21 protein-coding genes are annotated in these 26,856 nt (G+C 60.1%); 10 read left to right on the top strand and 11 right to left on the bottom strand.

Translation table 11 applies throughout. From position 1 onward, the window contains the following. Positions 1–41 precede the first annotated feature (41 nt). Genes ACQR1B_RS19205 through ACQR1B_RS19215 form a run of 3 tightly spaced genes read left to right on the top strand, consistent with a single transcriptional unit; the run spans position 42 to position 3,063 of the window. Positions 42–1,136 carry an ABC transporter ATP-binding protein gene (locus tag ACQR1B_RS19205; protein ID WP_434836006.1) on the top strand — a complete coding sequence of 365 codons (1,095 nt, stop codon included), beginning with the start codon at positions 42–44 and terminating at the stop codon, positions 1,134–1,136. A 35-nt stretch (positions 1,137–1,171) separates the two neighbouring features. Beyond that, positions 1,172–2,287, top strand: a complete 1,116-nt coding sequence (locus ACQR1B_RS19210) for an ABC transporter permease (RefSeq protein WP_434836111.1) — start codon at positions 1,172–1,174, stop codon at positions 2,285–2,287. Continuing rightward, complete coding sequence (locus tag ACQR1B_RS19215) at positions 2,284–3,063, top strand: ABC transporter permease (protein WP_434836005.1); 780 nt, start codon at positions 2,284–2,286, stop codon at positions 3,061–3,063. The genes ACQR1B_RS19210 and ACQR1B_RS19215 overlap by 4 nt, the downstream gene beginning before the upstream one ends. Positions 3,064–3,315: 252 nt before the next feature. On the opposite strand, the gene ACQR1B_RS19220 is transcribed toward ACQR1B_RS19215, so the two are convergent. Further along, positions 3,316–4,215, bottom strand: coding sequence for an NAD-dependent epimerase/dehydratase family protein (locus ACQR1B_RS19220; RefSeq protein ID WP_434836004.1), 900 nt, complete (start codon positions 4,213–4,215; stop codon positions 3,316–3,318). Positions 4,216–4,848: 633 nt separating this feature from the next. Between ACQR1B_RS19220 and ACQR1B_RS19225 the strand changes: the two genes are divergently transcribed. Together ACQR1B_RS19225 and ACQR1B_RS19230 are read left to right on the top strand one after the other, a co-directional pair. Continuing rightward, positions 4,849–5,415: a hypothetical protein gene (locus tag ACQR1B_RS19225; protein WP_434836003.1), complete on the top strand. Its 567-nt coding sequence runs from the start codon at positions 4,849–4,851 to the stop codon at positions 5,413–5,415. 814 nt (positions 5,416–6,229) lie between these two features. Continuing rightward, positions 6,230–6,478: a hypothetical protein gene (locus ACQR1B_RS19230; RefSeq protein WP_434836002.1), complete on the top strand. Its 249-nt coding sequence runs from the start codon at positions 6,230–6,232 to the stop codon at positions 6,476–6,478. Between the two features lie 155 nt (positions 6,479–6,633). On the opposite strand, the gene ACQR1B_RS19235 is transcribed toward ACQR1B_RS19230, so the two are convergent. Together ACQR1B_RS19235 and ACQR1B_RS19240 are read right to left on the bottom strand one after the other, a co-directional pair. Next, positions 6,634–7,905, bottom strand: a complete 1,272-nt coding sequence (locus ACQR1B_RS19235) for a serine hydrolase domain-containing protein (protein WP_434836001.1) — start codon at positions 7,903–7,905, stop codon at positions 6,634–6,636. Between the two features lie 108 nt (positions 7,906–8,013). Further along, the gene (locus ACQR1B_RS19240; RefSeq protein WP_434836000.1) at positions 8,014–9,234 is read right to left on the bottom strand and encodes an ABC transporter substrate-binding protein; all 1,221 of its coding nucleotides are present in this window, start codon (positions 9,232–9,234) and stop codon (positions 8,014–8,016) included. 270 nt (positions 9,235–9,504) lie between these two features. Between ACQR1B_RS19240 and ACQR1B_RS19245 the strand changes: the two genes are divergently transcribed. Further along, the gene (locus ACQR1B_RS19245; RefSeq protein WP_434835999.1) at positions 9,505–10,197 is read left to right on the top strand and encodes a TetR/AcrR family transcriptional regulator; all 693 of its coding nucleotides are present in this window, start codon (positions 9,505–9,507) and stop codon (positions 10,195–10,197) included. 49 nt (positions 10,198–10,246) lie between these two features. Then, the gene (locus ACQR1B_RS19250; protein ID WP_434835998.1) at positions 10,247–12,292 is read left to right on the top strand and encodes an acetoacetate--CoA ligase; all 2,046 of its coding nucleotides are present in this window, start codon (positions 10,247–10,249) and stop codon (positions 12,290–12,292) included. 450 nt (positions 12,293–12,742) lie between these two features. On the opposite strand, the gene ACQR1B_RS19255 is transcribed toward ACQR1B_RS19250, so the two are convergent. The 8 genes from ACQR1B_RS19255 to ACQR1B_RS19290 form a co-directional block, all read right to left on the bottom strand. Continuing rightward, positions 12,743–13,117 (bottom strand): tyrosine-type recombinase/integrase, encoded by a 375-nt coding sequence (locus ACQR1B_RS19255; RefSeq protein WP_434835997.1) that lies wholly within the window; start codon positions 13,115–13,117, stop codon positions 12,743–12,745. A 64-nt stretch (positions 13,118–13,181) separates the two neighbouring features. After that, positions 13,182–13,565: a hypothetical protein gene (locus ACQR1B_RS19260; RefSeq protein ID WP_434835996.1), complete on the bottom strand. Its 384-nt coding sequence runs from the start codon at positions 13,563–13,565 to the stop codon at positions 13,182–13,184. 1,939 nt (positions 13,566–15,504) lie between these two features. Then, entirely contained in the window at positions 15,505–16,347 is an 843-nt protein-coding gene (locus ACQR1B_RS19265) for an FAS1-like dehydratase domain-containing protein (protein ID WP_434835995.1), read from the bottom strand. Positions 16,348–16,476: 129 nt separating this feature from the next. Continuing rightward, positions 16,477–17,706, bottom strand: coding sequence for a PLP-dependent aminotransferase family protein (locus ACQR1B_RS19270; RefSeq protein ID WP_434835994.1), 1,230 nt, complete (start codon positions 17,704–17,706; stop codon positions 16,477–16,479). 194 nt (positions 17,707–17,900) lie between these two features. Further along, complete coding sequence (locus tag ACQR1B_RS19275; protein WP_434835993.1) at positions 17,901–19,238, bottom strand: enoyl-CoA hydratase/isomerase family protein; 1,338 nt, start codon at positions 19,236–19,238, stop codon at positions 17,901–17,903. Next, positions 19,225–19,959 (bottom strand): enoyl-CoA-hydratase DpgB, encoded by a 735-nt coding sequence (dpgB, locus tag ACQR1B_RS19280; RefSeq protein ID WP_434835992.1) that lies wholly within the window; start codon positions 19,957–19,959, stop codon positions 19,225–19,227. Before dpgB ends, ACQR1B_RS19275 begins: the two co-directional genes overlap by 14 nt. Positions 19,960–19,963: 4 nt before the next feature. Next, complete coding sequence (gene dpgA / locus ACQR1B_RS19285; protein ID WP_434835991.1) at positions 19,964–21,079, bottom strand: 3,5-dihydroxyphenylacetyl-CoA synthase DpgA; 1,116 nt, start codon at positions 21,077–21,079, stop codon at positions 19,964–19,966. A 61-nt stretch (positions 21,080–21,140) separates the two neighbouring features. Further along, the gene (locus tag ACQR1B_RS19290; protein ID WP_434835990.1) at positions 21,141–22,295 is read right to left on the bottom strand and encodes a hypothetical protein; all 1,155 of its coding nucleotides are present in this window, start codon (positions 22,293–22,295) and stop codon (positions 21,141–21,143) included. 455 nt (positions 22,296–22,750) lie between these two features. Here ACQR1B_RS19290 and ACQR1B_RS19295 point away from each other — a divergent pair, with 455 nt between their 5' ends. The 3 genes from ACQR1B_RS19295 to ACQR1B_RS19305 all read left to right on the top strand — a co-directional run bounded on the left by ACQR1B_RS19295 (position 22,751) and on the right by ACQR1B_RS19305 (position 26,690). Then, complete coding sequence (locus ACQR1B_RS19295) at positions 22,751–23,914, top strand: cytochrome P450 (protein ID WP_434835989.1); 1,164 nt, start codon at positions 22,751–22,753, stop codon at positions 23,912–23,914. 104 nt (positions 23,915–24,018) lie between these two features. Further along, positions 24,019–25,326 carry a hypothetical protein gene (locus ACQR1B_RS19300; protein WP_434835988.1) on the top strand — a complete coding sequence of 436 codons (1,308 nt, stop codon included), beginning with the start codon at positions 24,019–24,021 and terminating at the stop codon, positions 25,324–25,326. Positions 25,327–25,460: 134 nt separating this feature from the next. Further along, complete coding sequence (locus ACQR1B_RS19305; RefSeq protein ID WP_434835987.1) at positions 25,461–26,690, top strand: MFS transporter; 1,230 nt, start codon at positions 25,461–25,463, stop codon at positions 26,688–26,690. The last annotated feature ends 166 nt before the right edge of the window (positions 26,691–26,856 follow it).

Here is a 26,856-nt window from a genome sequence, read left to right on the forward strand (position 1 = left end):
GTGCATGTGTACCGGCGTGGTCAGCGCCAAAAGCCTCCGTCATGGACACGCCCTTCATCTCGTTCCGGCAGGTGGTGAAACGTTTCGCCGCGCTGACCGTCGTCGACGACCTCGATCTCGACATCGCGCGCGGCGAGTTCGTCGCCCTGCTTGGGCCCTCCGGCTCGGGCAAGACCACGCTCCTGATGATGCTGGCCGGCTTCGAGCAGCCGAGCAGCGGCGCGATCACGGTCGATGGCCAGAGGGTCGACGGGCTGCCGCCGCACAAGCGCAACATGGGCGTCGTGTTCCAGAACTACGCGCTGTTTCCGCATATGAGCGTGCGCGACAACATCGCCTTCCCGCTCAAGATGCGCAACGTCTCGAAGGCGGAGATCGCGACCCGCGTCGCCCGCGTGCTCGACATGGTCAAGCTCTCCGCGATGGCGGAGCGCAAGCCGGCGCAGCTCTCCGGCGGCCAGCAGCAGCGCGTCGCGCTGGCCCGCGCGCTGGTGTTCGAGCCGCAGGTCGTGCTGATGGACGAGCCGCTCGGCGCGCTCGACAAGAAGCTGCGCGAGCAGATGCAGCTCGACATCCGCGATTTGCACCGCAGGCTCGGCCTCACCATCGTGTTCGTCACCCACGACCAGGACGAGGCGCTGACGATGTCCGACCGCATCGCCGTGTTCAACCACGGCAGGATCGAGCAGATCGGCCCGCCGCGGGAGATCTACGAGCTGCCGCGCACGCCGTTCGTCGCCGAGTTCATCGGCGAGACCAATCTGCTGACCTGCAAGGTCGACGCGCACGCCGGCGAAGCGGTCCGGCTGACCACGGACTCCGGCCTGTCGCTGGCGGCCCATGCCGGCGCCGGCCGCATCGACGGCGCCCATGTCCGGGTCTCGATCCGCCCCGAGGCGATCCGGATCAACAATCACGCCGCGGCCACCGCAAACCGCCTGACCGCGCGCATCATGGATGCGGTGTATTTCGGCGATCACATGCGCCTCGTGGCCGAGGTCGGCGCGCAGCGGCTGATCGTCAAGGGCGACCGCACGAGTGAGGCTGCGGACGTCGGCAGCGAGGTCACGCTGTCCTTTGCCGCGTCGGATGTCTGGGTGGTGGGATCATGCGACCAGACCTCCGCCAACGGCTGAAGGCATTTCTGCTGCTGGCGCCGCTGCTGGTGTTCATGCTGTCGTTCTTCGTCGTCCCGCTGGTGACGATGATGAAGTCGGCGGTCTCGGATCCGGTCGCGACCGAGGCGCTGCCGCGCACGGCGAAGGCGCTGGCGGGCTGGGACCGAACGGGCGCTCCGCCGGCCACGGCCCAGGCCGCCTTCGCCGACGACATCCGCACGCTGCGCAACGACGAGCAGTTCGGCGATCTCGTCCGCCGCCTGAACAGCGCGCAGTCCGGATTCCGCAGCCTGCTCGGCAAGACCCGCCGCGCGCTCGACGGCGCGTCGGGCGTCATCGATCTTGCCGCCATCGATTCGCGCTGGAGCGAGAGCAGCTATTGGGCGACGATCGCCGAGGCCGTGGCGTCACCGTGGACGGACAAGAACCTGCTCGCCGCGATCGATCTCGAACGCGATGCCACAGGCCACGTCGCCGCGATGCCGGAGGGCGCCTCGGCCAACCGCCTGATCATGATCCGGACTTTCGTGACCTCGGCCATGGTGACGCTGGCCTGTATCCTCATCGGGCTTCCATTCGCCATGGTCGCCGCCTCGGTCGAAGGCTGGCGCCGGCAGATCCTGCTCGGCGCCGTGCTGCTGCCGCTCTGGACCTCGCTGCTGGTGCGCACCGCGGCCTGGTACGTCGTGCTGCAGGACAACGGCCTGATCAATGCGACGTTGAAGGGACTCGGCCTGACGTCTGCGCCGATCCCGCTGATGTTCAACCGGCTCGGCGTCGTCATCGCGATGACGCATGTGCTGCTGCCGTTCATGGTGCTGCCGATCTTCAGCGTGCTGATCGCGATCCCGCGCAATTTGATGCCGGCGGCAGCCTCGCTCGGCGCCCATCCCTTGCGCGCGTTCTTTCACGTGCTGCTGCCGCTTGCTATGCGCGGCGTCGTCTCCGGCGCGCTGCTCGTGTTCATGGCGGCGCTCGGCTACTACATCACGCCGGCGCTGATCGGCGGCGCCAACGACCAGATGATCTCGTCCGTGATCGCCTACTACGCCACGGCCGCCGCGAACTGGGGCATGGCCGGCGCGCTCGGCCTCGTGCTGCTGGCGATGACCATCCTGCTCTACGCCGTCTACATCCGCCTGACCTCGGCCGAGGAGCAGCGCGCATGAAGCCGCTGGCGCTCATCAAGCTGTTGTTCGCGGCGGCCGTGGTGGTGTTCCTGCTCGGCCCGCTGGTCGCCGTGCTGCCGCTGTCGCTCACCGACAGCGTGTTCCTGAACTATCCCATTCCCGGTTATTCGACGCGCTGGTTCAAGGAACTCGTCACCGCCGAGTCCTGGCGGCTGTCGATCGTCAACAGCCTGCTGATCGGCTCGGGCACGACGGCGCTCGCCACCCTGCTCGGCACGCTCGCCGCACTCGGCCTGCGCGGCAGTCGCGCCTCGCTGTTGGTCTCGACGCTCCGCACCGTGTTCCTGCTGCCGATGGTCGTGCCCGCGGTCGTGCTCGGTGTCGGCATGCAGCTGATGTTCTCGCGCTACGGCCTCACCAACACCTATCTCGGCGTCATCATCGCCCACACCGTGGTGGCCGTGCCGTTCGTGCTGGTCAACGTCTCCTCGGCGCTGCAGGGCGTCGACATCCGGCTGGAGCAGGCCGCAGCCAGCCTCGGCGCCTCGCCGGCCGTGGTGCTGTCAAGCGTGACCCTGCCGATCGCTTTGCCCGGCATCATCTCCGGCGCGCTGTTCGCATTCGCGACCTCGCTCGACGAGGTCGTGCTGACCCTGTTCGTCGCCGGCCCCAACCAGCGCACTTTGGCGCGGCAGATGTTCGCCACCATCCGCGAGAACATCAGCCCGGCGATCGTCTCGGCCGCGGCCGTGTTCATCGTCGGCACCATCGTGCTGTCGCTGCTGATGCTGGCGATCCGGCGGCGGATGGCGTGAGTCTCGGTTGCCTTGAGCGCACTTGCCGCGCCATTCGGGCCTCATGGTTCGAGACGCGCCGCAAGTGCGGCGCTCCTCACCATGAGGTTCAAAAGCCGAGGCGGCACTGCACACCGGACCATGAACACGCCAAGAGGCGTGTTCATGGAGAGGGTCTGCGGCATCACCGCGACCTCAGCCCTCGTCCTGAGGAGCCCGCCGATGGCGGGCGTCTCGAAGGACGGCCGCGGGCACTGATCGCTCTGCGCCGCCCTACCCCGCCTTCACATATTTCCGCCAGTCGTGTTCTTCCTTGAACCCCAACACCTCACGCGCTTTGCGGTTCGACAGCGGCGCCTCGCGTTCGCCGAGATCGCGGGTCACAGGCACATTGGGGCAATAGCGCTGCAACAATTCCCGCGTCGGGATGTCGGCCGTGACGGTGTCGTTGACGGCGTTGAACACCTGGAAGCCGAGCCCGTCCTTCTCGATCGCCAGATGCACGATTTCGCCGAGGTCGCGGGCGTCGATGTAGGACCATGCGTTGCGCTTGCGCGACAGGGGATCGGCGAGGAAGCCCGGGAACCTGTCGTATTCATGCGGCTCGATGACATTGCCGATGCGCAAGCAATAGATGTCGATGCCATAGCGCATGGCGAAGGCGCGGGCGGTCTTCTCATTGACGACCTTGGACAGGCCATAGGAATCCATCGGGTCGGTGTCGTAGTCCTCCTCCAGCGGGAAGCTCCTGAAGTCCTTGTCGCCCTCCGCAAAGCACACGCCATAGGTGGTCTCGCTGGAGGCGATGATGATCTTGCGCACCCCGAGCTTCGCGGCGGCCTCGATGACGTTGTAGGTGCTGATGGTGTTGACCCGAAACGTCTCGTTGTCGGGTTCGATCAACACGCGCGGGATGGCCGCGAAATGCACGACGGCATCCGGCGCCTGCGGCGGCCGGCCGGCGTTGAAGCCGCCGAAACCGAAGTGCGCGGTCAGCGCATTGAAGGCCTGGCCGCTGTCCGTCAGGTCGGCGATCAGCGTGTTGATGCCGGGATGATCGAACGCCTTGAGATCCACGTTGAGCAGTTGATAGCCCTTGCTCGCGAGATGCGGCAGGGAATGGCGGCCCGCCTTGCCGGTCCCTCCGGTGAAAACCACGCGTTTTGTTGTCATTGTGTTTTTCATCCTCGTGAGGTGCGTGAACGCGATGGTCTTAACAGCATTAACCCGTCCCGCTCCATAGGAACTTGCCAGGACTTGGCGGCCGAAATCACGTCATGACCGCAACCGGGCTTCGATGAACTCAATTCGATGCCGAAGCTTTCAGGTCTCAACTGACGTATGTCCAAGCAAGGCCGAGGTGGAGGTCGGATATGACGCGGCACTTGTTTCAAAAGCATTTTCCGACTGGCTCGAGGGCACGCAGAACGCGTGGCTGAGACCTTTGACGTTATTCGGTGCCTCGGCCATTCTTGTCTAGATATTGACGCTCACTCACGGGGGGCGATCCGAACCCGCCTTGTTTTGATCGTCTCGTCAGCCGGACCCGTGCCGCGCTCGTCGGAGCCCGACATCATCAGCTCGCGGTTCACCTCGGCCCGTCCGCGACCGCGGAAGGGCCATGCGCGCGCGATCGTCCCGGTCATCGAACACAGGCGCAATCGGCGCCGACGATCTGCCCTCGCACTCTCAATTCGGATTCCTTTCACTGGTTACTAGCCAAGTTTCTTTCTATCTGATAGGTAACTAAGTGTGGTTATTTGGACGCATTGGGGCGGCCCAGCCGTCCCGGGAAAGGACGTGGTCATGAAACTGTCGTCGAGCGTTGTCACTCCGTCGGCCGCCGCTCTGCTTGCAACGATTTTGCTATGCGGCGCGGCAGCGGCCCAGGCCGTTGCGGGGCCCGCCCCGACGCTACCTGGCGTCACCGTCGAAGCCCCGAAGACGGCGGCCAAGCCCTCTCGGCCGACCGAGGCGGCAGGGACGGCGACATCACACCGGGCGGCGTCGACCCGCCGCTCAACCGCTCGCGTGGTGTCGTCGGGCAGTCAGACGCCCTCGACGACGAGCAACGAAGTTCTGGACAGAATCTCCAGGCTGGAGCGAGCAGCCAGCAGCTGTAACGGCGGCTGCGAGACCAGCTTCAGGTCCGGCAACCAGCCCTGGGTCGGCTGCAGCCTGTCCGGTCAGGAAGCGATGCCGTTCGATGGAAAGTGCTCGGACACGCTCACTTACGCCCACTACTCGGATTGCCAGCAAACCAAGGCGCTCCTGGGATGGGATCGCAACAAGATCTGGTGGCACTGCAGCAGTCTGCAGGTCGGCGGAAAGTTCAAGGTTGCCGAGATCAAGCGGTTGAAGTCCACGCGCTGAAGCGGCTCGACCAATTCATCTAACCGGCCCTCGCTGGCGCGGGCCGGTTAGATTAGTTCAGCTACCGCCCGCATCGAACACGATACACTCTTGATGCTGCTCCTAGCCTAGTCTGGGCCCATGCACCGAACAATCAAGCTCCCTGGAGCTCCAGGACGTCAAACAGGCGGGGGGTGCTGCGCAAAAATCACTTGATAAGTAGTAGCAAAATTGCGGAATTTCGGATAGGTATTTCAGTATTGTCTATTGGCGCCTCGGCATGGCCAAGCCGATGGAGGGCGCCGTAGAAGGCCTCGGCGTGGTCAGCGCGCCGCTCTGCGAAAGCGTAGCCTGCAGGTCGTCGGCAGCAAGCGCGGCATTGAGTTCGCACGCGGAAAGCCCGCCGCGAACAGCGAAGCCATATCCAAAACTCATGATGACCGCAGCATTCACCCGATACCCATCCAACGATCGGCGACGACGCGAAAGAGCGGCGCTGCAAAGCGGCTCCGGCATCCGATCGTTTTCCCTTCAAGCCCGCACGCCGATCCCTGCCCCCTCGCCGATGAGACCACAGAAGCGACGGAAGCCACTGCTGATCCGTGGCTTCGACGCGAGACATCTTCGATCATCGAGAATTCCGGCTATTTGGCGCCCTGATCCCAAATGGGAATCCTCAGCGGCACCCGCACCAAAAAGGGTGAGCTAGGCTAGAACGACGTCAGTCATCCTTTGCGGAGGCTCAGCGGACAGGGGCGGCGCGGAACCATCCCGAGCTCCGCGACATTGATGCCTTACGAACGAACGAGCCCACTCCGTAAGATGAGAAAAGATTATGAGCGACGATCCGGCCTTGCCGCCGTTCACCTATGAGGGGTTCTACCCCGCCGAGGACAAGAAATCCGCCATCGAATCCTTTGCCGATGTCGTCAGACGGGCTGCCAAGCAGGCGCACAACGTCCTGGAGTCCGGTCGCAAGCCGGGAATGCCGCTCAGCGTCCTAAGCAACGTCGCCCGCGAGGCCCCGCTTGCTTCTCTGCTGATCGCGTTCCTTTTGGGCGCTTCAATAGCACGGCGAAGGTAAATGCCGTCGACGGAGGGCCTTCCCGAGGCGCTCGGGGGAAAAGTGACGCGTAGCCTTCCGCTGCATTTGACCAAGCCGAGGGCCGGCCGACGATCTGGACGTCGGCCTGCTTCGCCGCCAGCATCTTGCGCGCGTCGCTACGCACCGATTGGCGGTCATATCGTTTGTTCCGCCATGTCGGACAGCGCTGCGTAGGTTCCGCTCTGGAAGACGGGAAGAGCACGGCGGCCCGCAGCGCCGCGGCCGGTGGCGATCGTGGCCCCTACGCCTGCAGAGACCGGCACCTGATGCTGAATCAGATAGATCATGATCAGATCGTTGACGGGATCGGCCTGCCACCACGTGCCGAAGATGCCCGGCCAGGTCATCGATCCCGGCGCGCCACAGGCATAGGGATTCCCGACCGATGTCTCGGCAATCGCAAGTCCGAGCCCGAACCCACAAGCCTGCCACAGCGGCATGCCTGCGAAAGGGACCTGCCGCTGCGCGGGGGTCAGGCGGTTGGTCCGCATCAGCTCGATGGTCTCACGCCGCAGCAGCCTGACGCCGTTCAGTTCCCCTCCTCCGAGCAACATGCGCGCGAACCTGTGATAGTCCGGCGCGGACGAGATCAAGCCGCCGCCGCCCGGCGTATAGGCGGGCGGAGCGTCGTACATCACCGGCTCCAGCTTCACGAGCCGGCCCGCCGCCTCGTCATAGCTGTAAAGGCTCGCGAGACGATCGCGCTTGGCGTGCGGCAACCAGAAATCGGTCTCGGCCATGCCGAGCGGGGTGAAGATGCGCTCTCGCAGCACCTCCCGGAACGGCTTGCCTTCGACCCGGCCGATCAGGAAGCCGAGCACGTCGGTCGAATGGCCGTAGTGGAATCGGTCGCCGGGCTGATAGGCGAGCGGCAGCGTGCCGAGCGCGGCAAGCCATTCGTCCGGCGTCGACCGGTTCATGGCGGGATCGCCGAGCGTGCGCTCGTAGGCGAGCTTGAGCGGACCTTCTGAAAAGAACGCGTAGGCGATCCCCGAGCGATGCGTCAGCAGATCCTCGATCGTGATCGCGCGATTGACGGGCACGGTGTCATCGAGCGGGCCAGCGGCATTGCGCAGCACCCTGACATCGGCGAGTTCCGGAACCCAGCGCGAGATCGGGTCCACCAAATCGATCCGGCCTTCCTCGACCAGCATCATCGCCGCCACCGAAGTGATCGGCTTGGTCATCGACGCGATCCGGAACAGCGTGTCCGGGCACATCGGGCTCTTGGTTTCGACATCGCGCCAGCCGATGGTCTCGGCGTGAACGACCTCACCGCCCCGCGACGTCAGAGACACGATGCCTGCGAGCTCGCCGCGATCGACGAATTCGGTGAGCGCAGGGCCGAGCGCTGCGAGCGCCGCGGCATCGAAGCCCCGACGGCGGTGAACGGCTTCATTGGTCATGCGCGGCGATCCGATGGAGAGAGTTCGGTGTGTGGACGTCGGCGCAGGATGGCCGGCGTCAAGACTCGCAAGCGGCGCCCGGCCGAGGCCATAACCAGGCGAGATGACCTAGTCCGCCTTGAAGTCGTCGGTGAGGATCGGCCCCGAAATGATCCAGCGCTGACCGTCGAACTTCATCATCTGGAATTGCTTGTTGATGCGGTAGTCATCGGACGACGTCGTGATCGACATCCCCGGCAGCCCCAGATCCGGCACGAAGCCCTTGATGTTGGTCGCCTGCTTCATGATGTTGGCCCGCGTCAGCTCGTCGCCGCATTGCTTGAGGATCTGGACGAGCAGCGCCGCCGTCGAGTAGCCATAGGTCGCGTAGCCGCTGTTGGCGTCCTCGCCCGGGGCGTATTTCGCCATGAACGCCTTGTAGCGCTTCATGCCCTCGTCGTCGGCCCATTGCGGATCCAGCGGATCCTTGCCGTAGGCGACGGAGATGATGTCCTTGGCGTTCTCTAAGCCAGCAGGGACCAGCACCTGACCGACACCTGTCGCATTGACTTCGAGGATGTGCACAGGTTTCCAGCCGAGCTCGGCGGCCTTCCTGATCGATTGCGCAGCGAATTTCGGCGTCGACATGTTGTAGAACAGGTCGGCACCTGACGCCTTCAACGTCACCAGCTGGGAATCGACCGTCGGGTCGGACACTTCGTAAGACAGTTCCTTGACGATCATGCCGGCCTTGGCGCCGAGCCCATCCTTCAGACCCTTGACGTAATCTTTGCCCAAATCGTCGTTCTGATAGAGGATGCCGATCTTGGCGTTCGGATAGTTCTCGAGAATGTACTTCGCGTAGATGTGCGCTTCCGACTGGTAGTTCGGGTTGGCGGAGATCGTCCACGGGAAGTTCTTGGGATCTGTGAAGCGGGACGCGCCGCTTCCCGCCAGCAGCTGCGGCACACCCTTGCCGTTGAGATATTTCTGGACCGCGGCGTTCGGCGGCGTGCCGATGATCTGGAACGTGGTCAGCACCTCGTCGCTTTCAACCAGCTTACGCACCTGCTCCACCGTCTTCGGCGGACTGTAGGCGTCGTCGTATTGAATCAGGTTGATCTTGCGTCCGTTGACGCCACCCTGCTCGTTGATCATCCGGATATAGGCGGCCTCCGCCCTGCCGATGGCACCGAAGGTGGACGCCGGCCCGCTCGAAGGATTGGTCTGACCGATCTTGATCTCGGTATCCGTGGCGCCGACGTCGTATTTCTTTTGCGCAAACGCCGGGGTTGAAAGGGCCACGCCGAGCACCAGCAGGGCAGCCCCCGTCGACTTGATCCGTCTCATGTGTCCTCCCGTGAGCGGCTGATCGATCGCCAGCCGATTGTTGATGACGTCAGCGCCCGTCGAGACCGGCAGCTCACGCTGCCACCTGCTCGGCGATCACATCCGTCACGCTGCGAGACCTACCGTCCGGACGCTCCCCGGTCAAGTTCATTCATTTAGCACTAAATGAAATTGTCGGAACGCCGAAGTCCCGCTTGACCGGGAGCGCCCGTCCCCGCATCGTCGAGACAGCAATGGCGCCGCGTGCGCCGATCAGGGATCAGGGAGAGCATGGCAGCACAGCCGAAGCCTGGGGGGCGCCGCACGCGCGCGGAACAGCGCGCGACGACGGTGAAGCTGATCCTCGACACCAGCGAGGAGCTGTTCGCGCAACTCGGCTATTACGGCGTGACGATCAAGGATGTGGCCGACAAAATGGGCATCCATCCCGCGCTGATCCATTATTACTTCGAGGGCAAGAGGGCGTTGTTCGACGCCGTGTTCGAGCGCCGCATGGAATACGCGGTCACGGTGCGCACGGCCGGCTTGGATGCCTACGAGGCCAAGGTCGGAGATCGTCCGACCGTGGAAGGCGCGCTGCGCGCCTATTACGACGGCGCGTTCGACGTCTATGTCAACGAAGAGGACAACTGGCGGCACTTCGGCCGCATCTTCGCGCAGGTCGCCAACGCGCCGGGATATGGCGTGGAGATGTTGGACGCCTATCTCGATCCGATGGTGCTGCGTCTCATCGGCCTGCTCCAGAAGGCGTTGCCCGATGCCGCGCCCGAAGACCTGTTCTGGAGCTTCCAGTTCACCTCCGGCGCCTACTCGCTGATCCTGTCACGGACCGGCCGCATCGACCGCCTGTCCGGCGGTCTGTGCAAGTCCGACGATTTCGTAGCCGTCCGCGAGCGGTTCGTGACCTTCATGGCCGGAGGCTTCAACGCGCTGTACAAGCGGCGGAAGCAAAAATCGAAATGAGTGCCCTTGGCTCTCGTGGTCGTACGATGCAAACAAGCCGGAACGAATGATGACAGCTCCCTACGTCCCGCAAATGGCTCTCTATCGGCAATGGCTGAGGGACAATCGCGGTCTCCACTTCGAGACCTTCGAGGAGATGCGACAATGGTCCATCCGCGACCTCGATAGCTTCTGGCGCAGCATCTGGGACTATTTCGACCTGCAATCGCCGACCGCGTTTTCGACCGTGCTGGCCAAGCGCGCGATGCCGGGAGCGGTCTGGTTTCCAGGCGCGTCGGTCAACTACGCAAGGCAGGTGTTCCGGCACGTCGAGGCAGCCGAGGCCGCGGGCCTTCCGGCGATCATCAGCAGCCACGAGGACGGCAGGCTGACCGAGACGCCCTGGCCGGAGCTGCGGCGAAAGGCGGCCGCGCTGGCGCTGCATCTGCGCGAGCAAGGCGTCGCGCCCGGCGACAGGGTCGCCGCCTATCTGCCGAACACCCCCGAAGCCATGATCGCGTTTCTGGCGGCCGCCAGCATCGGCGCGATCTGGAGCGTCTGCGCGCCCGACATGGCCGCCCCCGCCGTGATCGACCGGTTCAAGCAGATCGAGCCCAAGGTGCTGATCGCCTGCGATGCCGTCACTTACGCCGGCCGCAGACACGATCGCCGCGATGTCGTCGAGGAGCTGCGCCGGTCTTTGCCGACGGTGAACCACGTCGTCCTGCACACGGACGATGGCAACACGCAAGCCGTCGCGGACGTCCGTCTCTCCGACGTCCTGTCGAATGCGAGCGCAAGCATCGACGCCTTCGAGCCGGAATGGCTCGCCTTCGATCATCCGCTCTGGATCGTCTATTCGAGCGGTACCACCGGGCTGCCGAAGCCGATCGTGCATGGCCACGGCGGCATCATCGTCGTCACGCTTGCTTTGCTTGGACTGCACAACGACATCGGCTGCTCCTATCAGCCCAATTCGTTCGGCGAGCGTTATCACTGGTACAGCTCGACAGGCTGGATCATGTGGAACAACCAGGTCGGCGCGCTCCTGAACGGCACCACCTGCTGCATCTTCAATGGCAGTCCGGCGGGGCCGAAGGATCGACCGGACTGGACCACGCTGTGGCGCTTCGTCGCGAACTCGCGATCGACCTTCTTCGGCGCCGGCGCGGCGTTCTTCGCGAGTTGCGTCAAGGCGGACATCGATCTGGCGGACGCAGGCGATCTGTCGCATCTGCGCTGCCTCGGCTCCACCGGCTCGCCGCTGAGCGCCGATACGCAAGCCTGGTTCGACCAGCGCTTTGCGGAGCTCGCAAAGGTCAATGGCAGCCGCGCGCAGGCGCAGATGTGGTGGTCGAACATCTCGGGCGGCACCGACTTTGCCGGCGCCTTCATCTGTGGCAATCGCGAATTGCCGCAGAAGCCCGGAACGATGCAGTGCCGCGCACTCGGCGCGGCGGTCGAAGCCTTCAACGACCAGGGCGAGCCCGTCATCGGCGAGGTCGGAGAGCTCGTCTGCACCGAGCCGATGCCGTCGATGCCGCTGCGGTTCTGGAACGACAAAGGGAATGCGCGCTATCGCGCCAGCTATTTCGACTCCTTCAAAGCGGGGGACGGCGCGCCGGTCTGGCGGCACGGCGACTGGCTCAAGGTCGATCCGGACGGCTCCTGCGTGATCTATGGCCGCAGCGACGCCACCATCAACCGCCATGGCTTGCGCATGGGAACGAGCGAATTGTACTCGGCCATCGAGGCGCTGCCGGAGATCCTGGATTCGCTGGCGGTCGATCTCGAATATCTCGGCCGCGACAGCTACATGCCGCTGTTCGTGGTGCTGCGCGACGGCGTCGCGCTCGACGCGGCGATGAAGCGCAAGATCAACATGGCGATCGAATCCGGCCTGTCGCGGCGCTTCGTACCCGACGAGATCTTTGCAGTGGACGAGATCCCGCGCACGCTGTCCGGCAAGAAGCAGGAGCTCCCGATCAAGAAGCTTCTGCTCGGACAGCCGCTCGACAAGGTCATCAACCGCGACGCCATGGCCAATCCCGGCTGCCTCGATTGGTACATCGCGTTCGCCCGCGCTCGGTTGCAGAGCACGTCAGGCGGAGCGTGACCTGCCGCTGACGTTTCATCCAGCAGCTTCTAGAATTCGAGTGCGGAAAATCGAGCCAAAAGCTCAATCGAATCAGACGGGGGTCTGAAGGGTGGTGGGCACGACAGGGGCGAAAACACGGACCAAGATCAATGATTTAGGCACCCGCACCAGCTTTCCAGGGCTCTTGATTTCAAAAGGGAATTTCTGCCGAGGCCCGCACCATCCAAGGGTTAGGCTGGAAGCCAGAATCGTCTGAAAGTTGCCAAGACTTCAGAAAAGTTGATTGGCTGCCCTTTGGGCACGGCGCCCAAAGGTGAAGTTCGGATCTGTAGCGCGCCGATCAAGATGAGAACTCGTTCCCATCTTGATTGTCGCCGCGTACGGATCCCTCGTTCGCCCCATAAGGCGGCTCATAACGGTCTGGTTGCAGGTTCGAGTCCTGCCGGGCCCACCAGCAAACTCAATAGTTTACGGCTTGCGCGCCAAGTGCTTCTCGAGGTCAACCACCGTGTCGACCACCGATACGTTCTGCTTGCGACCCTTTGACGTAATCGCAGCTGCGGCCTCGCGCATGTAGTCCGGATGATGATGGCCGTAGGTGTCGAGCAGCACCTTGACCGACATGCCGAGAAAGCCCGAGGCCTGCCAAGGATCGGCGCGCCGCTGCATAAGCCATGTCGCCGCCGTGTGGCGGAGCGTGTGCGGCGAGATATTCCCTTCCTTCAGCGACAACCCTGACAGCCGGACCGCGGTCGCGAATCCGGTCTTGACGGATTTGACCGGCTGGCCGTTCCATTCGGCGAAGTGCGAACGCACGATGCCGCGACGCGCCCAGCGCCGCATGTGCGCCAGGAGTCGTTCGGGTATCGGTACCGGAGGCTGCCGTTTGTTGGTCGCCCGCTTGCCCTCAGCCACGGCCGCGATGGACGGTCTGTGTCTCGCGGGCGCGCCAGCAGGTCCAGATCAGGCGCGCAGCTTCTTCGCGGGTCAGCCAGCGCTCGCGCGGGGCGCCCTTCTCCGGCAGCGTCACATGGATCACGGCATGGTGCAGGTTCTCACGGGCATGATGCCCGATCGCCGCCCGCAAATCCTCGAGATCGCGCCGCGCGCCGCCGGAGTTGCCCCGCGCCTTGACATAAGCGGCGCAAAGCGCGGAGTTGATCTCTCCCAGCATCTTGCCGCCGAAGAAGTCGTTCAGCCGTTCGATCCTTCCGTCGAACTTCTTGGGTGACGCTTGCCGATCGCGGTGGTCCTGGCGATAGATCGACAACACATCGGCGATGTCGATCACGTCCACGTCGCGCGTCTTCCTTGGCGGCTGGTACTTGTCGGCAATATACGCCGCTTAGGCATGCTCGGCTTTGGCCGGCGGTCGTTTTCCAGACGGTTCCGCAAGGCATCCTGTGGCGATATGTTTGCCTCCGTCCTTGATGATCCAGACGGAGGCGGCAACGATCCTCCCGTTTCTGCGGCGGGCTGGCCGCTTCCAGAGTCGAGGTCCCTTGCTTGTACGCGGCATAGCCGTCGCATCTCCTCGATTGCGGCCAGCGTCGTGAACTGCTTCCCGGCCATAACATCAATGGTAAGCCTTTTTCGGCGGATTTCCTTGCGCAGGCCTGAGACCGTCATCCCGCCCATAGGAAATGCGATCTTGACGGCATCGGCAAGGCGCAGCGGAGTATCTGGTGCAATTTGAGGCTGCGCTCGATTGGTCATCGACGCTCATGGTGCTCTTAATGGAAGACCTGACCCTGTGGGCTGCGGCTCCTTCGGAGTAAAGCTGCGCCTTCCTTTGATCGCAGGATTGGCCGTCTCTTCGTACTATAGAATAGATGCGCAGTATCGCGATGCGAGGAGGCGTCAGGCTCTGGACACTGGTCCTGCGCTCGACAGAATTTTACGAAGAATCTACCTCCGGTTCAGCGCAGCCTTGTCGAAGGCGCAGGCCATCATGTTGAATGGATGTTTTTCCACGGCCCCGTCGAGAAGTTCACCGCGGGCCGATGGCATCGGTTCGCATCAGGCACTCTTCACTACCGGGCCGTCAGCAGCCGACAGGCGAGCTCCCGCTCCCCCAGCGGATCGAGACGGAATCTGAGACCTCGAACCAGCTGCCGGCGCTGCCAATGCCATGGTTGGCGCCCATGCAAGAGCACTGGCATTCGTGGCCCTGCTCATCCCGCCACGCCCGCGCGCAGATATCCTGCTCGCGGAATGAAAGGATAATGTAGACCCTGTCGTACCGCTGTAGCAAGCGATTGACGAAGCCGTTGAACCGGGACCTTGGCAGCTCCCAATAGGCACGATTCCCGCCAGTCCATTCGCGTGCCGTTCACCGGTCGTTCTGCAGCCATTGCCGATTGTCATTGGCACAGGCGCGCCCGAAGCTTCTCGCCACGCCCGTTCCGGCGTAGCACGACCGGCGTTGCCTTCTTCCATACGAAAACGGGTGAGCCGCTCCATGGACATCTTCCGCTGACCGCCAATCGAGGGCACATTTAGAAACCGTACCCAGACGAGAACGGGCCAGAGCTGAAGAGATTACCCTTCCGAGCGACTCCAGAACGAACTAGGCGGCAAATCGGAGGACTCAATGCGGCTCAGACGAGTAACGATCGAGAATTTCGAGGCGTCGCGTACGGAGTCGTCGATCTCCCGGGACATACTCTGCTGGTTGGCGGAAACAACGTCGGCAATTCACCGTCTGTGAGGCCCTCGATCTGGCTCTAGGCGCGGGACGCCTCTTGTCTCCTCTAATTGTCGACGAACACAACTTTCATAACGGTCGATATTCTGACAATACGCGGCGACATGAGCCCGTTGTGCAAAATCACCAGACGCTCGCACCACGCCGAGTCCTCGCTGTGCTACGCCGCTCTGCGATCGGGCTGTCCGCGTCCAGTCAGGGGACGGCATCCACGCTTTGAAGGCTGCTGGCGGTGCGTAGAAGGTCAGCGGCCAGGCTAACAGCCGCGTCCGTATCCGGACGAGCCTAGCTTCCGCGCCACGCTCCACAGCTTTCGGCGGATCACTCCTGCACCCCTGCGGAACTGTTGATCGGGCGACGCCCGCCCGGGAAACTGGTGAGCAGTAACATTTCCTCTAAGGGCTGCGCCTCTCTCAATTCCTTTCCTTAACTCTCCAGGGCTCGCTCCGTCACCACCGATAGCATCTACCATATCGGCGCGAGCAAAAACCAAGAAATACAACTGACACTAACCCATGCATAGTTATTCCCTTGCTTCGCCAAGTAAGCCAACATTCCCTGCGGCATCTGCGGTCCACACTTGAATGTCTTTCCCCGTTCGCGCTCCATTTACGGAGATCCGCGCACAATCGAAGAGAGGCCTCAGTAACCGATATTTGAACGCTACCAAAGGCTTGGTCAATACGCCGCGCAACAACTCCAAAAGTAAAATGGCCTGCAGCGGACCATGTATTACAAGACCCGGATATCCCTCGACCTCTGTCGCGTAACGTCTATCATAGTGGATCCGATGCGGGTTGAACGTAAGAGCTGAGAAGCGAAACAGAAGCACCGCATCCGGCACGACTTCCTTGCTCCAGTCGGGATTTCGCGGAGCAGGCCTGCAATCAGTACGTTGACCTGACGCTAGTGGCGAGCGGAACGCCAGAATTTGCTCCTCCCTAATCGCAAGATCCGACTCTCCAAATATTTCGTGACGCAATGTCACAAAGATGAGCGGCCCTTGTTTTCCTGACTTCTCATCTATGGCTTGAATGGTCGATACACGCTTGATCGGCTCTCCAATATGAAGCGCTCGATAAAATTCAAAAGTGCCGCCCGCCCACATTCGCTGGGATAACGCAAATTGCGGCAGAAACTCTCCTCCTGTTTCAGCTCCGTCGGGGCCAAGGGCACTTCGTGGTACCGTGGGTAAGAAGTACAACCAATGCCACCCCGGCGGAATCGGCTCGCCTACTCTCGCAGATGTAAGCTGGGCATCGAGCAATGCGGCCAACCCCCGCAACGGAGCAAACGTCACAACATCCGTCGATGTCCGGCTGCGGCCAATGCATTGCTGAATCTCGGCTAACGACACTCCGATCATCTGCCAGATCCCAGCCCAAATTGTTCAGCACATGGCGTGCTTCGTCGTACCTCCCGCACCATAATTAGCTCCTCCAACCAAACGTCAATTCATGAGAAGAACGACAGCTCGTCAGCACGCAAGACCGATCTAGTTACGTCGACCTCGGGCATGTTTAATGAAGAGCGCGAGTCGCCTAACCCCCTCTTCTATCTGTTCTGGCGTCAAGTAGCTGCAGGATAACCTAAGCTCATAGCTACAACTTTTATCTATATAGAAATGCTTCATGGGCGTCCAGAGCACACCGAACTCGCTCGCTGACAATTCTACCAACGCTTCATCCACTACAACTGGTAGCCGCAATCGAATGAAAAACCCCCCTAACGGTCTGTTCCAAACTACATCATCGCCACCCTGAACGTAACAAGTCAGCGCGTCCAGCATTAGCTTGAGATTTCGCCTATAGATCGGCGTCTTTTCCGAAATTACACGCCGCAGTGACCCGCCGTTTTCGACGATAATGCCGCCTACAATCGCTTGACATATCGGTGACGTGTTTACTGTTACCATCGTTTTCAGTGCAGAGAGTTCATCGGCTAAAATCCGTCCCTTTGCCGCACCCGTGACCGGCTGATCTGCGACAACAAACCCAACGCGCACGCCAGGCAAACAGACTTTCGAAAACGTTCCGATGTAAATCACGCGGTGCTTACGGTCGAGCTTCTTCAGCGAAGGCAAATACGTTTCAACGGACGTAAATCCATAGGTACTATCCTCGAGTATATAAAAATCCTCGATCGCAGCCAATTCAAGCAGCGCCTCTCTGGAGGGAAGATCCATCAGTGTACCTGATGGATTTGCGAAATCCGGAGCAACGTAAACCGCTCGGATCCGACGCCCACTGTCCCTGGCAGACTGACATGCCTCTCTTAATTGTGACAGATCAATCCCGCCCACTCCCTCATCGATCGAACGCATTTCCATATCGAGCAGGCGCGCCGCCCCGACGATTCCGACGAAGCATGGCACTACGGCCGCAAGCAAATCGCAGGAGCTCGTCTTCAGGGCGCGTAAAATCAGTAGCATCGCTTCTTGCGCCCCTACCGTGATTACCATCTCACGATCTGCGACGGCTATTCCCTCATCAACAGACAGGGCGCGAGCAACTAGGCCGCAGATCTGGCCGCGGCTCGGGCCATATTGATACAATCGTCGACGCACCTGAGCTGGTGTGAGGGACATTTCCTGAGCTACATAGCCAGCATATCGGTCGATATAGTAGCTGACGTCCAACTCATCAAAAAATTGTGGATGCGGAGCACCTGGTGCGAATGATATTGCGTCAGGAAATCGATCGATCACCTCGTTCAAAAAATTCACTGCCTCAAACGCATCCCCAGCTAACGACGCATGAAGGTGAGAGCGATGTATTGAAGTTGTCGCGTTTAAGTCCGGTTGCATGGCGATCCATACCCATTAGAAAGCACAAGGGAAACGATTGACAATGAGCGTGTGACGATCGCGCCGACGCACTGTTGACGCCCACAGTACGACCTGCGCTCGCTTCGCCTGTCTCATTCTGTGTCCCGACGGTCGAGAGGTGACGTATTGTTGAATGCCTCCACGGCATCGATCACGTCCTTGCTATGCATTCGAACCGCCTGAAGCACCGCGAACTCGCCCAAATAGCGACGAAGATCGGCAGGCGACTCCTCTGCCCTGATCAAAGCGTGTCTATTGGCGAGCGCCGCCTCGGAGCTGAGCTGTATCGCCACCTCCGAAATTGCGCTGTCCATCTCACCAGCAGGAACGACAATGTCGCAGAGCAAAGCTGCGTCCGGCTCACTGGCGCTTATGATTGTGCCGCCCAATATGAGTTTTCTGGCTAACCGCGCGCCTACGAATCTGGCAAGCCGCATGTTCGCGGCTCCCGGCACAAACCCTTCTCGACTTGCGGGGAGGCTAAAAGTCGAGTCTTGGGACGCCACCACGCTATCCACCGCTAGCAGAAGTTGCATGCCGCCACCAATCGCAAAGCCGTCGACGGCAGCGATCCAAGGCTTCTCAATGTACGAGCGGCTCAACCCGCACCGATCAGGAACCACGAGTCCACAGCGCAACTTGTTAATCAGTCCGAGCTCGCGCGCCACGAGGAACCCAACCACTGGAATTCGGCCGTCTCGCAGAGCTTTTAGGTTAAGTCCGGAGCTGAACACCCGACGACCAACGTATCTGGGGTGGGTCATCGCCGCCCCACGCAACACGCCAACTTTGATCTTAGGATCAAGAATTGCAAGATCCACCGCAGTCTCCATGTCCCGCAGAAGCGGCACATCCTCAGCATTTAGACAATCGAGATTGGCGATCGTTACGTGTCCGACGCAGTCTCGGCGCTCAAGGACGACGGTTTCAAGCACGACTCGGCCATTGCGCTGAAACTCACCTAACAACTCCAGCGCATGCGTGACGGGCGTCAACATGGACTCAATAAGATGGTTGCCGGCGGGCTCTGAGTTGATGATTGCCCGGACGAAAATCGCTTGGTCGATTTCGAGACCACGCTTCTCCGATTGTCGTCGACAGGAATCCCTTAGGACCTCTGTAGATCCGGGCACGAGACTGGGATACCGCTCAGCTGCCGCCAACAAGAGGTCGCCCAGCTTTACCCATCGGCGCCGTCCTTCGGTAAGAGCGTCATATATGGCATTCACGTGCTGCGCTAGGAAGCGCTCACGAGCCTTACGAACAGACGCGATATGAATCGCATGGTCTGTTGCCTTGTCCGCGCTCGCGCGGACAAATGCAGTAAGCAAGACAACATCATTCTCTAGCTCGCCGGTCGTGACATACTCCGGGCTTCGCGTACCGCTATGAACGAGACGCGTGTCGTCGGGTGGATTAGTGGCGGTCATCGCTTGCCTCGCTAGTCCTTCGCAGCTCGCGGTCGCAGGCTGCGAGGTGTGTGCCAAGTGCATCTTCATAAGACGTAGAGAGGGCTTCCGCGAGCAAACGGCGGCGCACGGATAGATCGGTCGTGGCTCCACGTCTTATGGCGCTTATGAGACCCGGCTGCCATCCTGCGGCGCTGTCGACCAGTCCAATTCTTGTACATTGTTCGACGGAGAGCACATCGTGCGCAAAAAGCAGGCGGCGGGTTGCCGCCAGCCCGATCTGTTGTACCAGTCGATACAGAGTCATGCCGGGCCAGAACCGGCCGTCACGGATTGGAAGGCCAAGCATGAAGTCCGCCGTGGCGACCCGGTAGTCGCATGCGAGAATTAGGTCGAGCGCAGCGCCACCGCAATGCCCCGCGAGGTCTACAACCGTCGCCGCCTGGAGCCGTTCGAGACGGCGAACAGCTCGCTCCCAGTGATTCACCTCCTGAGTCGTTCTCGCTCCGGGCGACGCCCGTTCCGTTGCTCCACTGAGTCGGATAAGGACGACACGGTCGATAGCGGAATCAGCTACGACTGAGGGCAGATCACTAAGCTTCGACACGATTTCAGAAAGCGGCGCTTCAAGGCTGATCGAGACCTCTAGAACTTTAACCGATGCCGCCGTCGATGCTTCCTGCTCAAGGCGGGCGATTCCATTACTATCGACGATTGAGGAGGTATGGTTCAGTATCGTCATTCTATCACCACTGCAGGAGGGCTGTTTCGATGGAAGTGCCGGGTCCCATCGTCATCATAACACCGATGTCTCCGGGTTCTGCGACGCTCTCAATTAGTAGCTGTTCGTAGGAAAACAGAAACGACGCGCTTGAGACGTTGCCATGGTCACGCAGTATATTGAGCGTGTGACGCACGTCTGCGCGCGTTAGTCCCAGATTTATCCTGACTGCGTCTATAACTTTTCGTCCGCCTGAGTGGACAATCCAGTGGTTCACGTCCGGCACATTAATGCCGGCCGCGCCCAATAGCCGCCCCACTGCGGCGGGCGAGTGCTCGCCGACCACATACGGCACCTGCGCGTCTAGGCAGAACTTAAATTTACCCTGAGCCTCGCTCCATTCAACGCGCATTGCCTGCGACGCCTCTGGAACAAGATGGCTCGCGAACCGCATTAGCTGCGGTCCAGCGCGCTTGTTAGCCCCTCCTTCGGCAATTATCGCGATAGCAGCCGCGCCATCACCGAATAAGCTATTTACAACAGCCGATGCGATGTCATCCTCTAGCACATACATCGCAGAGCACACCTCGATGCAAACCATAACAGCCAACTCATCGGGGTGATCGGATGCCCACGCCGCGGTCGAATTGAGTGCATTGAGCCCAGCGTTGCAACCCATTCCAACCACGTCGAGTCTGCTGCAATCAATAGAAAGCCCGAGCGCCTTTACCAGCAACGCGCTCAACCCTGGAATTACAAATCCAGTCGATGATACGCAGCAGAGGTGACGAATATCGGCGTAGTTAGCCTCGGCTCTCGCCAGACAGGCGTCGATCGCTTGTCGGCCGATCTGAAGCCCCACTGTGAGGTGCTTCTTAAGGAGCTGCGCCTGACTTTCCTCAAGCCTCGCCTTGCCGTCGCCACGATGAGGGAAGCTCAGATTACGCCGCTCGATGCCTCCGCGAAGGAATATCGAGCGTACGCGTGGGTCGGCGATCTCAAGATCCGCGAGCAGATCGCTCTGGCTTATTGAATGTGCCGGTACAGCCGTTCCCACCCCAACTATAGCTGGCCGATGTGGGTGGATCGGGGCGTTACGCGATATTGCGTGGCTGTGGTTTGGAGCAGAGGCGTGCGTCATTCTTGATCTCCAATCTTTGACTGGTTGAGCGTATACTCCGCACTTCGAACACAGTCGGTTTTTAGTCGAGGTAGGTTTCGGGACCCCCGGCACGGACCGTATCGAGCGTGAAGCAGTGAAAGCCGCCTCCAAAAAGGCGTCTATGACGATGTCGGATAGGTACAACTTGAAAATGGCGTGCCTCAAGAACGCGGATCAATTCGGGGCATGCCTCATTGACCACCACGGTGTCGGGAGCGAGGGAGAGAACGTTCAGATCGATGTAAAGGCTCGTAAGGATGAGATCGTCGTCCTCGTACTTCGGAAAATTGTTCTCGATCGGATCGGGAGCGACGATCAACTCCCAGTTTTTCATAGACGCAGGCAAGTAGTCGACAACGTCACGTGACCGCACGAGCAACCGACCTGGAGCAAGCGCCAGCAGCTTGCTGTCAATATGGCTGTCACTCAGCTTATATACGCGATGAACTCTAAAGCGCCCGTCAAGGTGCCGTTCCAACCAATCGCAAGCCGTAGCATGGTTGTCGGTCGATATGTTGACGATCAAGTCTCGGCCAAGTCGAAGACACTGCGCGCCGTCCCACATCATTTCCAGGCCGACGTCGTACAAATGCGGCTTGGCCTCAAATATTGGTTCCATCGGCCCACCAGCAGACGATAGAGCGTATGACGGATCGAACGACCGGTCGGTCATCAGTGGGCGAGGCATGACGGTCCAGCGAGATCCGCCATCGAAGTACGATTGTAAGACCGGCTTCAGAAATTGAGTTTCGAAGTACCGCGATCTAAGCATCGGAGGCGTTTCAATCACCTCGTCTCCAACAACCAAAGCGATGTCCCGAAGATTTAGCGGCGGAACGACCGCTGATGACCACGCGAGGGTCGTTACCTCCGAGGTCGACGAGTGTAGTTCCATCGGACGATGAACAACCACGCCAAGCGATCGCAGCGATTCTGCGAGACCTTCTACGTCCTCGTTCAATTCATCTAGATAGCGGTCCTTAATTTTATGAGTAGTGCGGACGCGGGGAGTGCCCTCTCGGTTCCTGTCTGACGCCGAAGTCAGTCGTGGGTAATACCATTCGGATTTCGATTGCAAATTGTCGTGAAAAAACAGGTCAAACGACAGCTCTCTATCGTGTGACGTATAGTTTGCGGCGCTGCCGACGATGATCTCCTTTAATGGCGACCACTCGTCGTAAGAGTTTAGCTTCATCAGGAACTCCTGTTCAAAGTTATTATTCGCGCCTGCCTCGAAGAGATCCGGTATCGGACAGCGTGCGGAGAGCGGGCAACTCGGACCACTTCTTTCCAACTAATGACCCATCGGCGACGTTAGGGAAAACTGGGTCGACGTCACTACGGGATGTCGTGTTGTCGCGCGCCCGCGAGCGGATATGGTCCGACTGACGATGGAAGTTCTAGGCGGAACCGTAATCCCGCCAAAGCTTCAGTCGTCCGCCGAGTGGGCGAGGTGAGGCGCGGTAGCCTACGGCTATCGTTTGCTTGGACACCTTCGTGCCTTCGTCGCCTGATGTTCGAACATAAAGGAGGCCACTATGGGCTACACGCACATCCTCTAAGGACTACCGGGCCAGGAAGCCTATGGGCGGCCTGGCCCCCCCCACCTTTTCCCTCCACCCAGTCCAACAGAAATTAGGAGGCTTCGTCGTGAGCATCGCCGATAGCTACGATCCAATCGACCGCAACACGATTGCGGATCCTTTTTCCGTCTTCTCCCGGTTGCGCGAGGCCCGTCCGGTCGCTTGGCATAATCGCTTAAATTCATGGGTGGTCTCAAGCCACGCAGAGTGTCAGGAGGTGCTCCGGAATCACCACGCGTATGCCCGGGATCCTCGACGCGTCGGCATCTCAATGCGTGAAGATCGACGGAACATCCAAACCGAGGATCCGCCGGAGCAGAAGGAGCTTCGTCGAATTGTTATACGTGCACTCCACCGCCAGGACATCGATGGGATCTGTGCCAACGCACGAAACAGGCTCCAGAATGCTGTGCTAATTCGGGCTGGTTCGGGTCCGTTCAACCTCATGAGCCTGGCCGCAATCACGGCGATCGACATTGTAAACAATATAGTCGGATGCGTGCAGTATGAGGCTGAATCCTATTATCCGATATTCAGAGACCTGACGCGCGCAATGGACAGTGGTCTAGATCGGTCTCGGCTTGATGCTGGCTTAGCCGCGGGAACCGAGCTGAGTGAAGCTGTTGGTTCATGGTTTACGGCATCTCCCGATGCAGGAATGCTTGCAGAGCTGTGCTGCAATGACGCGATCAAGAATATGCCGGCGTATTACGTCAACTACACGCTTGGCGGCGTGTTCAATGCAGGATTCAGCACGCTCTACGCCGCAATCGGGTCAATCTCACTCCTTCTTCTCCAGCGGCGAGACTTACTCGACCAACTGCGCGGAAATACCTTGGTGGCGACCGGTGTCGACGAATTGCTCCGTTTCACGAGCCCGGCTCAAGCGACGTCGCGCTTCGCCGTTAACGACACGGTGTTAAGGGGGGTTAAGATCAAAGCTGGAGAAACGATTGTCACTTTGATGGCGGCGGCAAATCGGGACCCCAGTGTCTTTGAGTACCCAGATGAATTGCAGGTCGATAGGGATCCGAATCCTCACCTAGCCTTTGCGTGGGGGCCGCACATTTGCTTGGGCGCGCAGCTTGCGCGGGTCTGGACTGCGGAGATTGTTCGCTTTCTGCAGGAGACGCAAGCCAGAATACGGTTGGTCGCGGATCCGATCTACATGGACTCGGCCACGCTGCGCAACATTGTCGACCTCAGGATCGAGGTCGTACGGTCGAACTGAACGAGGCCGGGGAAGATCATGTTCTCCATTGGGCCAGTTCGTCGACGCGCAGCGGCGGCAGGCTCGCAGCTGCTTGAAACGTCCATCAGACGGAACCTGATACAATGCGGCTGATTATAGCAAACGATCTTGACGATTGGATTGTCAAAAAGACGGACATTCGTGCTTGGGCGTTGAGGATCCTCTGGTTCGCCGAAGCGGGTGACGTAATAATCGCGATGGATCAGCCCGATCGTGACTTTGTCAACTACGTGGCAAAGATGAAAGGGTTCGATCCTTGCGAACTTACCTTTTATATTCCGGGTGGAAATCGATATGACGGAAGACTCTTCGATCACCTGAGTCTCAATAATCCGGAATTTGTTCGCGCCGTTACCGTCGATGTGGCGAACGCAACGGATGTATTAGTGAACTGGTCATCGCCGCTTGTCGCGGTGTTCTTGGATCAGGTTGGTCTTGCTGACCGGTGGCCGGGTTGTCTGGTGTTTGCTCAAGGAGGGGCGGAGTTATTCAACAGTAAAGCCACGTTCCGCGCTCTTGCTGCTACAGCGGACGTCCCGATACGAAGCGGAATGGTATGTAGGTCGGTGGAAGCAGCCGCGCAGGCGACAAGTGCTCTGTTGGCTCGCAATCTCGCTGTGGTGATAAAGACTGCTCTCGGCTCGGCTGGTGCTGGAAACCATATTTTGACAGTTGAGCCAGGCCTGGATGCTGCGGGCGCCGGATGCAAATACATGTCAGTGGTCGATAACGATATCAGCGCGATTGTTGAGTTCTGGAGACAGCATTGGAGCTGGGCGTCCTCGTCTGGCGCATACCCCGCTATTGTAGAGGCATTCCTTCCCGATGCCCGTACAATTTACGCCGAATACCTGTGTGATCAGGACGGTGCCCGATTGGGGGTGGTTGGCGAGCTGGAGTTTCGCAGCCGGATTGCTGCCGGCGATACCGTTCCGGTCAGGAATATCAAGCCAGATGTACATGCAAGATTGGTATGCGAGAGCCAGAGGCTGGCTAACGTCTATTGGTCGCTGGGTTATCGGGGACCGATAAGCGTCGATGCGCTTCTATCCATCAATGATGAGGTGGTGTTCACTGAAGCTAATGCGCAAATTACTGGCTCAACCCATTTGTATCGCGTCATTCTCCAGACGATTGCCGGCGATGGACGGCATATAAGCCAGATGTTCTCTCCGGAGAGCTGGGCTATCAACAGTACGGATCATTTCCTACAGATACTTCGGAACTCTGGATGTGAGTACGATCCGAAGATACGCCGCGGCATCATCATTACGACGCCCCGGATTGGAGCCGGAACGGCAGGCCCAATTACGTTTTCGATTGTCTACGGGCACACCAGTGAGCGCGAAGACATCATGCTCTCGTTGCAGAGAGAGTTCGACCGTCAATAGCTATCTTGCCAGCTATTTATAACCTGGCTTTGGTCTGCTGGGCGCTGTGTTAAGGCGCGCTAGTCGACGGGCCAGACCAGCGCGGATGATCTGAGTAACACGACAAATCGACGACATCCAAGGAGGACCGCAATATGCCACGAATTTTCATAGACATTTCTCCTCTTCGAGATTCGTCGCCATTTCGCCGTCTGTGGTTCAGCTCGCTAATCTCCGGCCTTGGAGGTCAGATGAGCGTGTTTGCAGTCGCGTTCGAGGTATTCAGCATTAGTAAAAGTTCACTCGCGGTAGGCGCGGTAGGATTATTCGTGGCAGTACCCTCCATCGTATTTGCCATGTTCGGCGGAACAGTGGCCGACGCGGTGGATCGACGACGGCTAATGATTTTCGTCTCTTTGGGCCAGCTACTTGTCGCTGGAGGATTGTATATGCAGGCGGCCGCATCGGTCGGGAAGCTTTGGATAATATACCTACTTGTGGGATCTCAAGCGACTTTAGGTGCATTCATCGTGCCAGCCAGGCGTGCGTTTTTGCGTCGCCTTCTATCAGCCGATGCAATGCCGGCAGCCCTCGCGCTTAACCTGTTTTCAATGCACGGCGCTCAGATCGTCGGTCCGGCACTTGGTGGCGTAGCTGTGGCAGCTCTTGGGCTGAAGGTGTGCTTTATGGTTCAGATGATTGGATTTCTCGCTTCGTTCCTGGCAGCCCTGAGTCTGCCGAGTGTGCCTCCTGACGAGGCTGCGCCGCGCATCGGTGTCGCAGCGATCGCCGAAGCTCTAGAGTTTCTCTGGAGTGCACCATTACTGCGTGGAGCGTTCCTCGCCGACTTAAGCATGACAGTGCTTGGTACTCCAATGGCGTTGTTCCCAGCCATCAACTCCGAGCGGTTTGGCGGCCTGCCAGAGACGCTGGGCTTCTTGACCACCGCCGTTGCGATTGGAGGAGTGGTGGGCACATTGTGTTCTGGTCCGCTGACCGGCGTGGTCCACAAAGGTCGAGCTCTCTTGTTCATATGTGCAGCCTGGGGTCTGCTAATCGTGCTTTTCGGGTTTTCTTCCAACCTATGGCTAGCTCTATGGTTTCTTGCGCTTGCTGGCGCAGCTGACGCATTAGCCGTCACGCTTGGACAGACGATCGTTCAGAATAGTACACCCGATTCCCTACGGGGCCGCGCGTCAGCAGCAGAGCACATGGTGATGATGGGAGGGCCTCAGTTGGGCGGAGCGCGTGCTGGGCTCGTCGGAGCGTGGGCGGGGCCGACCCTTGGGGTTGTTGCTGGAGGACTTACGACAATTGGAATGATTGCGTTAATCTTCTTGGCAGTGCCAGCGCTTGCAAAGCATGCGGATGGCCGACGCAGCTAGACGTCGGTCGGGACTGAGAGTGATATTGGCTCCCACTGACCTTGCCCCTCGGGCTTAATCCAGTTTGAAGTTCGTTCTGGCCCCAACGGGGACCAGAGCATGAAGCGCAGCCGCTTTACGGAAGAGCAGATCATCGGGATTTTGAAGGAGCACGAGGCTGGCGTTC

The organism is Bradyrhizobium oligotrophicum, assembly GCF_051168495.1.
Taxonomy (GTDB): Bacteria; Pseudomonadota; Alphaproteobacteria; order Rhizobiales; family Xanthobacteraceae; genus Bradyrhizobium; species Bradyrhizobium oligotrophicum_A.

Excerpts from the sequence above, each read along its gene's own strand:
- ACQR1B_RS19205 (WP_434836006.1), top strand. The coding sequence starts at position 42 with ATGGACACGCCCTTCATCTCGTTCCGGCAGGTGGTGAAACGTTTCGCC.
- ACQR1B_RS19210 (WP_434836111.1), top strand. The coding sequence starts at position 1,172 with ATGCTGTCGTTCTTCGTCGTCCCGCTGGTGACGATGATGAAGTCGGCG.
- ACQR1B_RS19215 (WP_434836005.1), top strand. The coding sequence starts at position 2,284 with ATGAAGCCGCTGGCGCTCATCAAGCTGTTGTTCGCGGCGGCCGTGGTG.
- ACQR1B_RS19220 (WP_434836004.1), bottom strand. The coding sequence starts at position 4,215 with ATGACAACAAAACGCGTGGTTTTCACCGGAGGGACCGGCAAGGCGGGC.
- ACQR1B_RS19225 (WP_434836003.1), top strand. The coding sequence starts at position 4,849 with ATGAAACTGTCGTCGAGCGTTGTCACTCCGTCGGCCGCCGCTCTGCTT.
- ACQR1B_RS19230 (WP_434836002.1), top strand. The coding sequence starts at position 6,230 with ATGAGCGACGATCCGGCCTTGCCGCCGTTCACCTATGAGGGGTTCTAC.
- ACQR1B_RS19235 (WP_434836001.1), bottom strand. The coding sequence starts at position 7,905 with ATGACCAATGAAGCCGTTCACCGCCGTCGGGGCTTCGATGCCGCGGCG.
- ACQR1B_RS19240 (WP_434836000.1), bottom strand. The coding sequence starts at position 9,234 with ATGAGACGGATCAAGTCGACGGGGGCTGCCCTGCTGGTGCTCGGCGTG.
- ACQR1B_RS19245 (WP_434835999.1), top strand. The coding sequence starts at position 9,505 with ATGGCAGCACAGCCGAAGCCTGGGGGGCGCCGCACGCGCGCGGAACAG.
- ACQR1B_RS19250 (WP_434835998.1), top strand. The coding sequence starts at position 10,247 with ATGACAGCTCCCTACGTCCCGCAAATGGCTCTCTATCGGCAATGGCTG.
- ACQR1B_RS19255 (WP_434835997.1), bottom strand. The coding sequence starts at position 13,117 with ATGCGGCGCTGGGCGCGTCGCGGCATCGTGCGTTCGCACTTCGCCGAA.
- ACQR1B_RS19265 (WP_434835995.1), bottom strand. The coding sequence starts at position 16,347 with ATGATCGGAGTGTCGTTAGCCGAGATTCAGCAATGCATTGGCCGCAGC.
- ACQR1B_RS19275 (WP_434835993.1), bottom strand. The coding sequence starts at position 19,238 with ATGACCGCCACTAATCCACCCGACGACACGCGTCTCGTTCATAGCGGT.
- dpgB (WP_434835992.1), bottom strand. The coding sequence starts at position 19,959 with ATGACGATACTGAACCATACCTCCTCAATCGTCGATAGTAATGGAATC.
- dpgA (WP_434835991.1), bottom strand. The coding sequence starts at position 21,079 with ATGACGCACGCCTCTGCTCCAAACCACAGCCACGCAATATCGCGTAAC.
- ACQR1B_RS19290 (WP_434835990.1), bottom strand. The coding sequence starts at position 22,295 with ATGAAGCTAAACTCTTACGACGAGTGGTCGCCATTAAAGGAGATCATC.
- ACQR1B_RS19300 (WP_434835988.1), top strand. The coding sequence starts at position 24,019 with ATGCGGCTGATTATAGCAAACGATCTTGACGATTGGATTGTCAAAAAG.
- ACQR1B_RS19305 (WP_434835987.1), top strand. The coding sequence starts at position 25,461 with ATGCCACGAATTTTCATAGACATTTCTCCTCTTCGAGATTCGTCGCCA.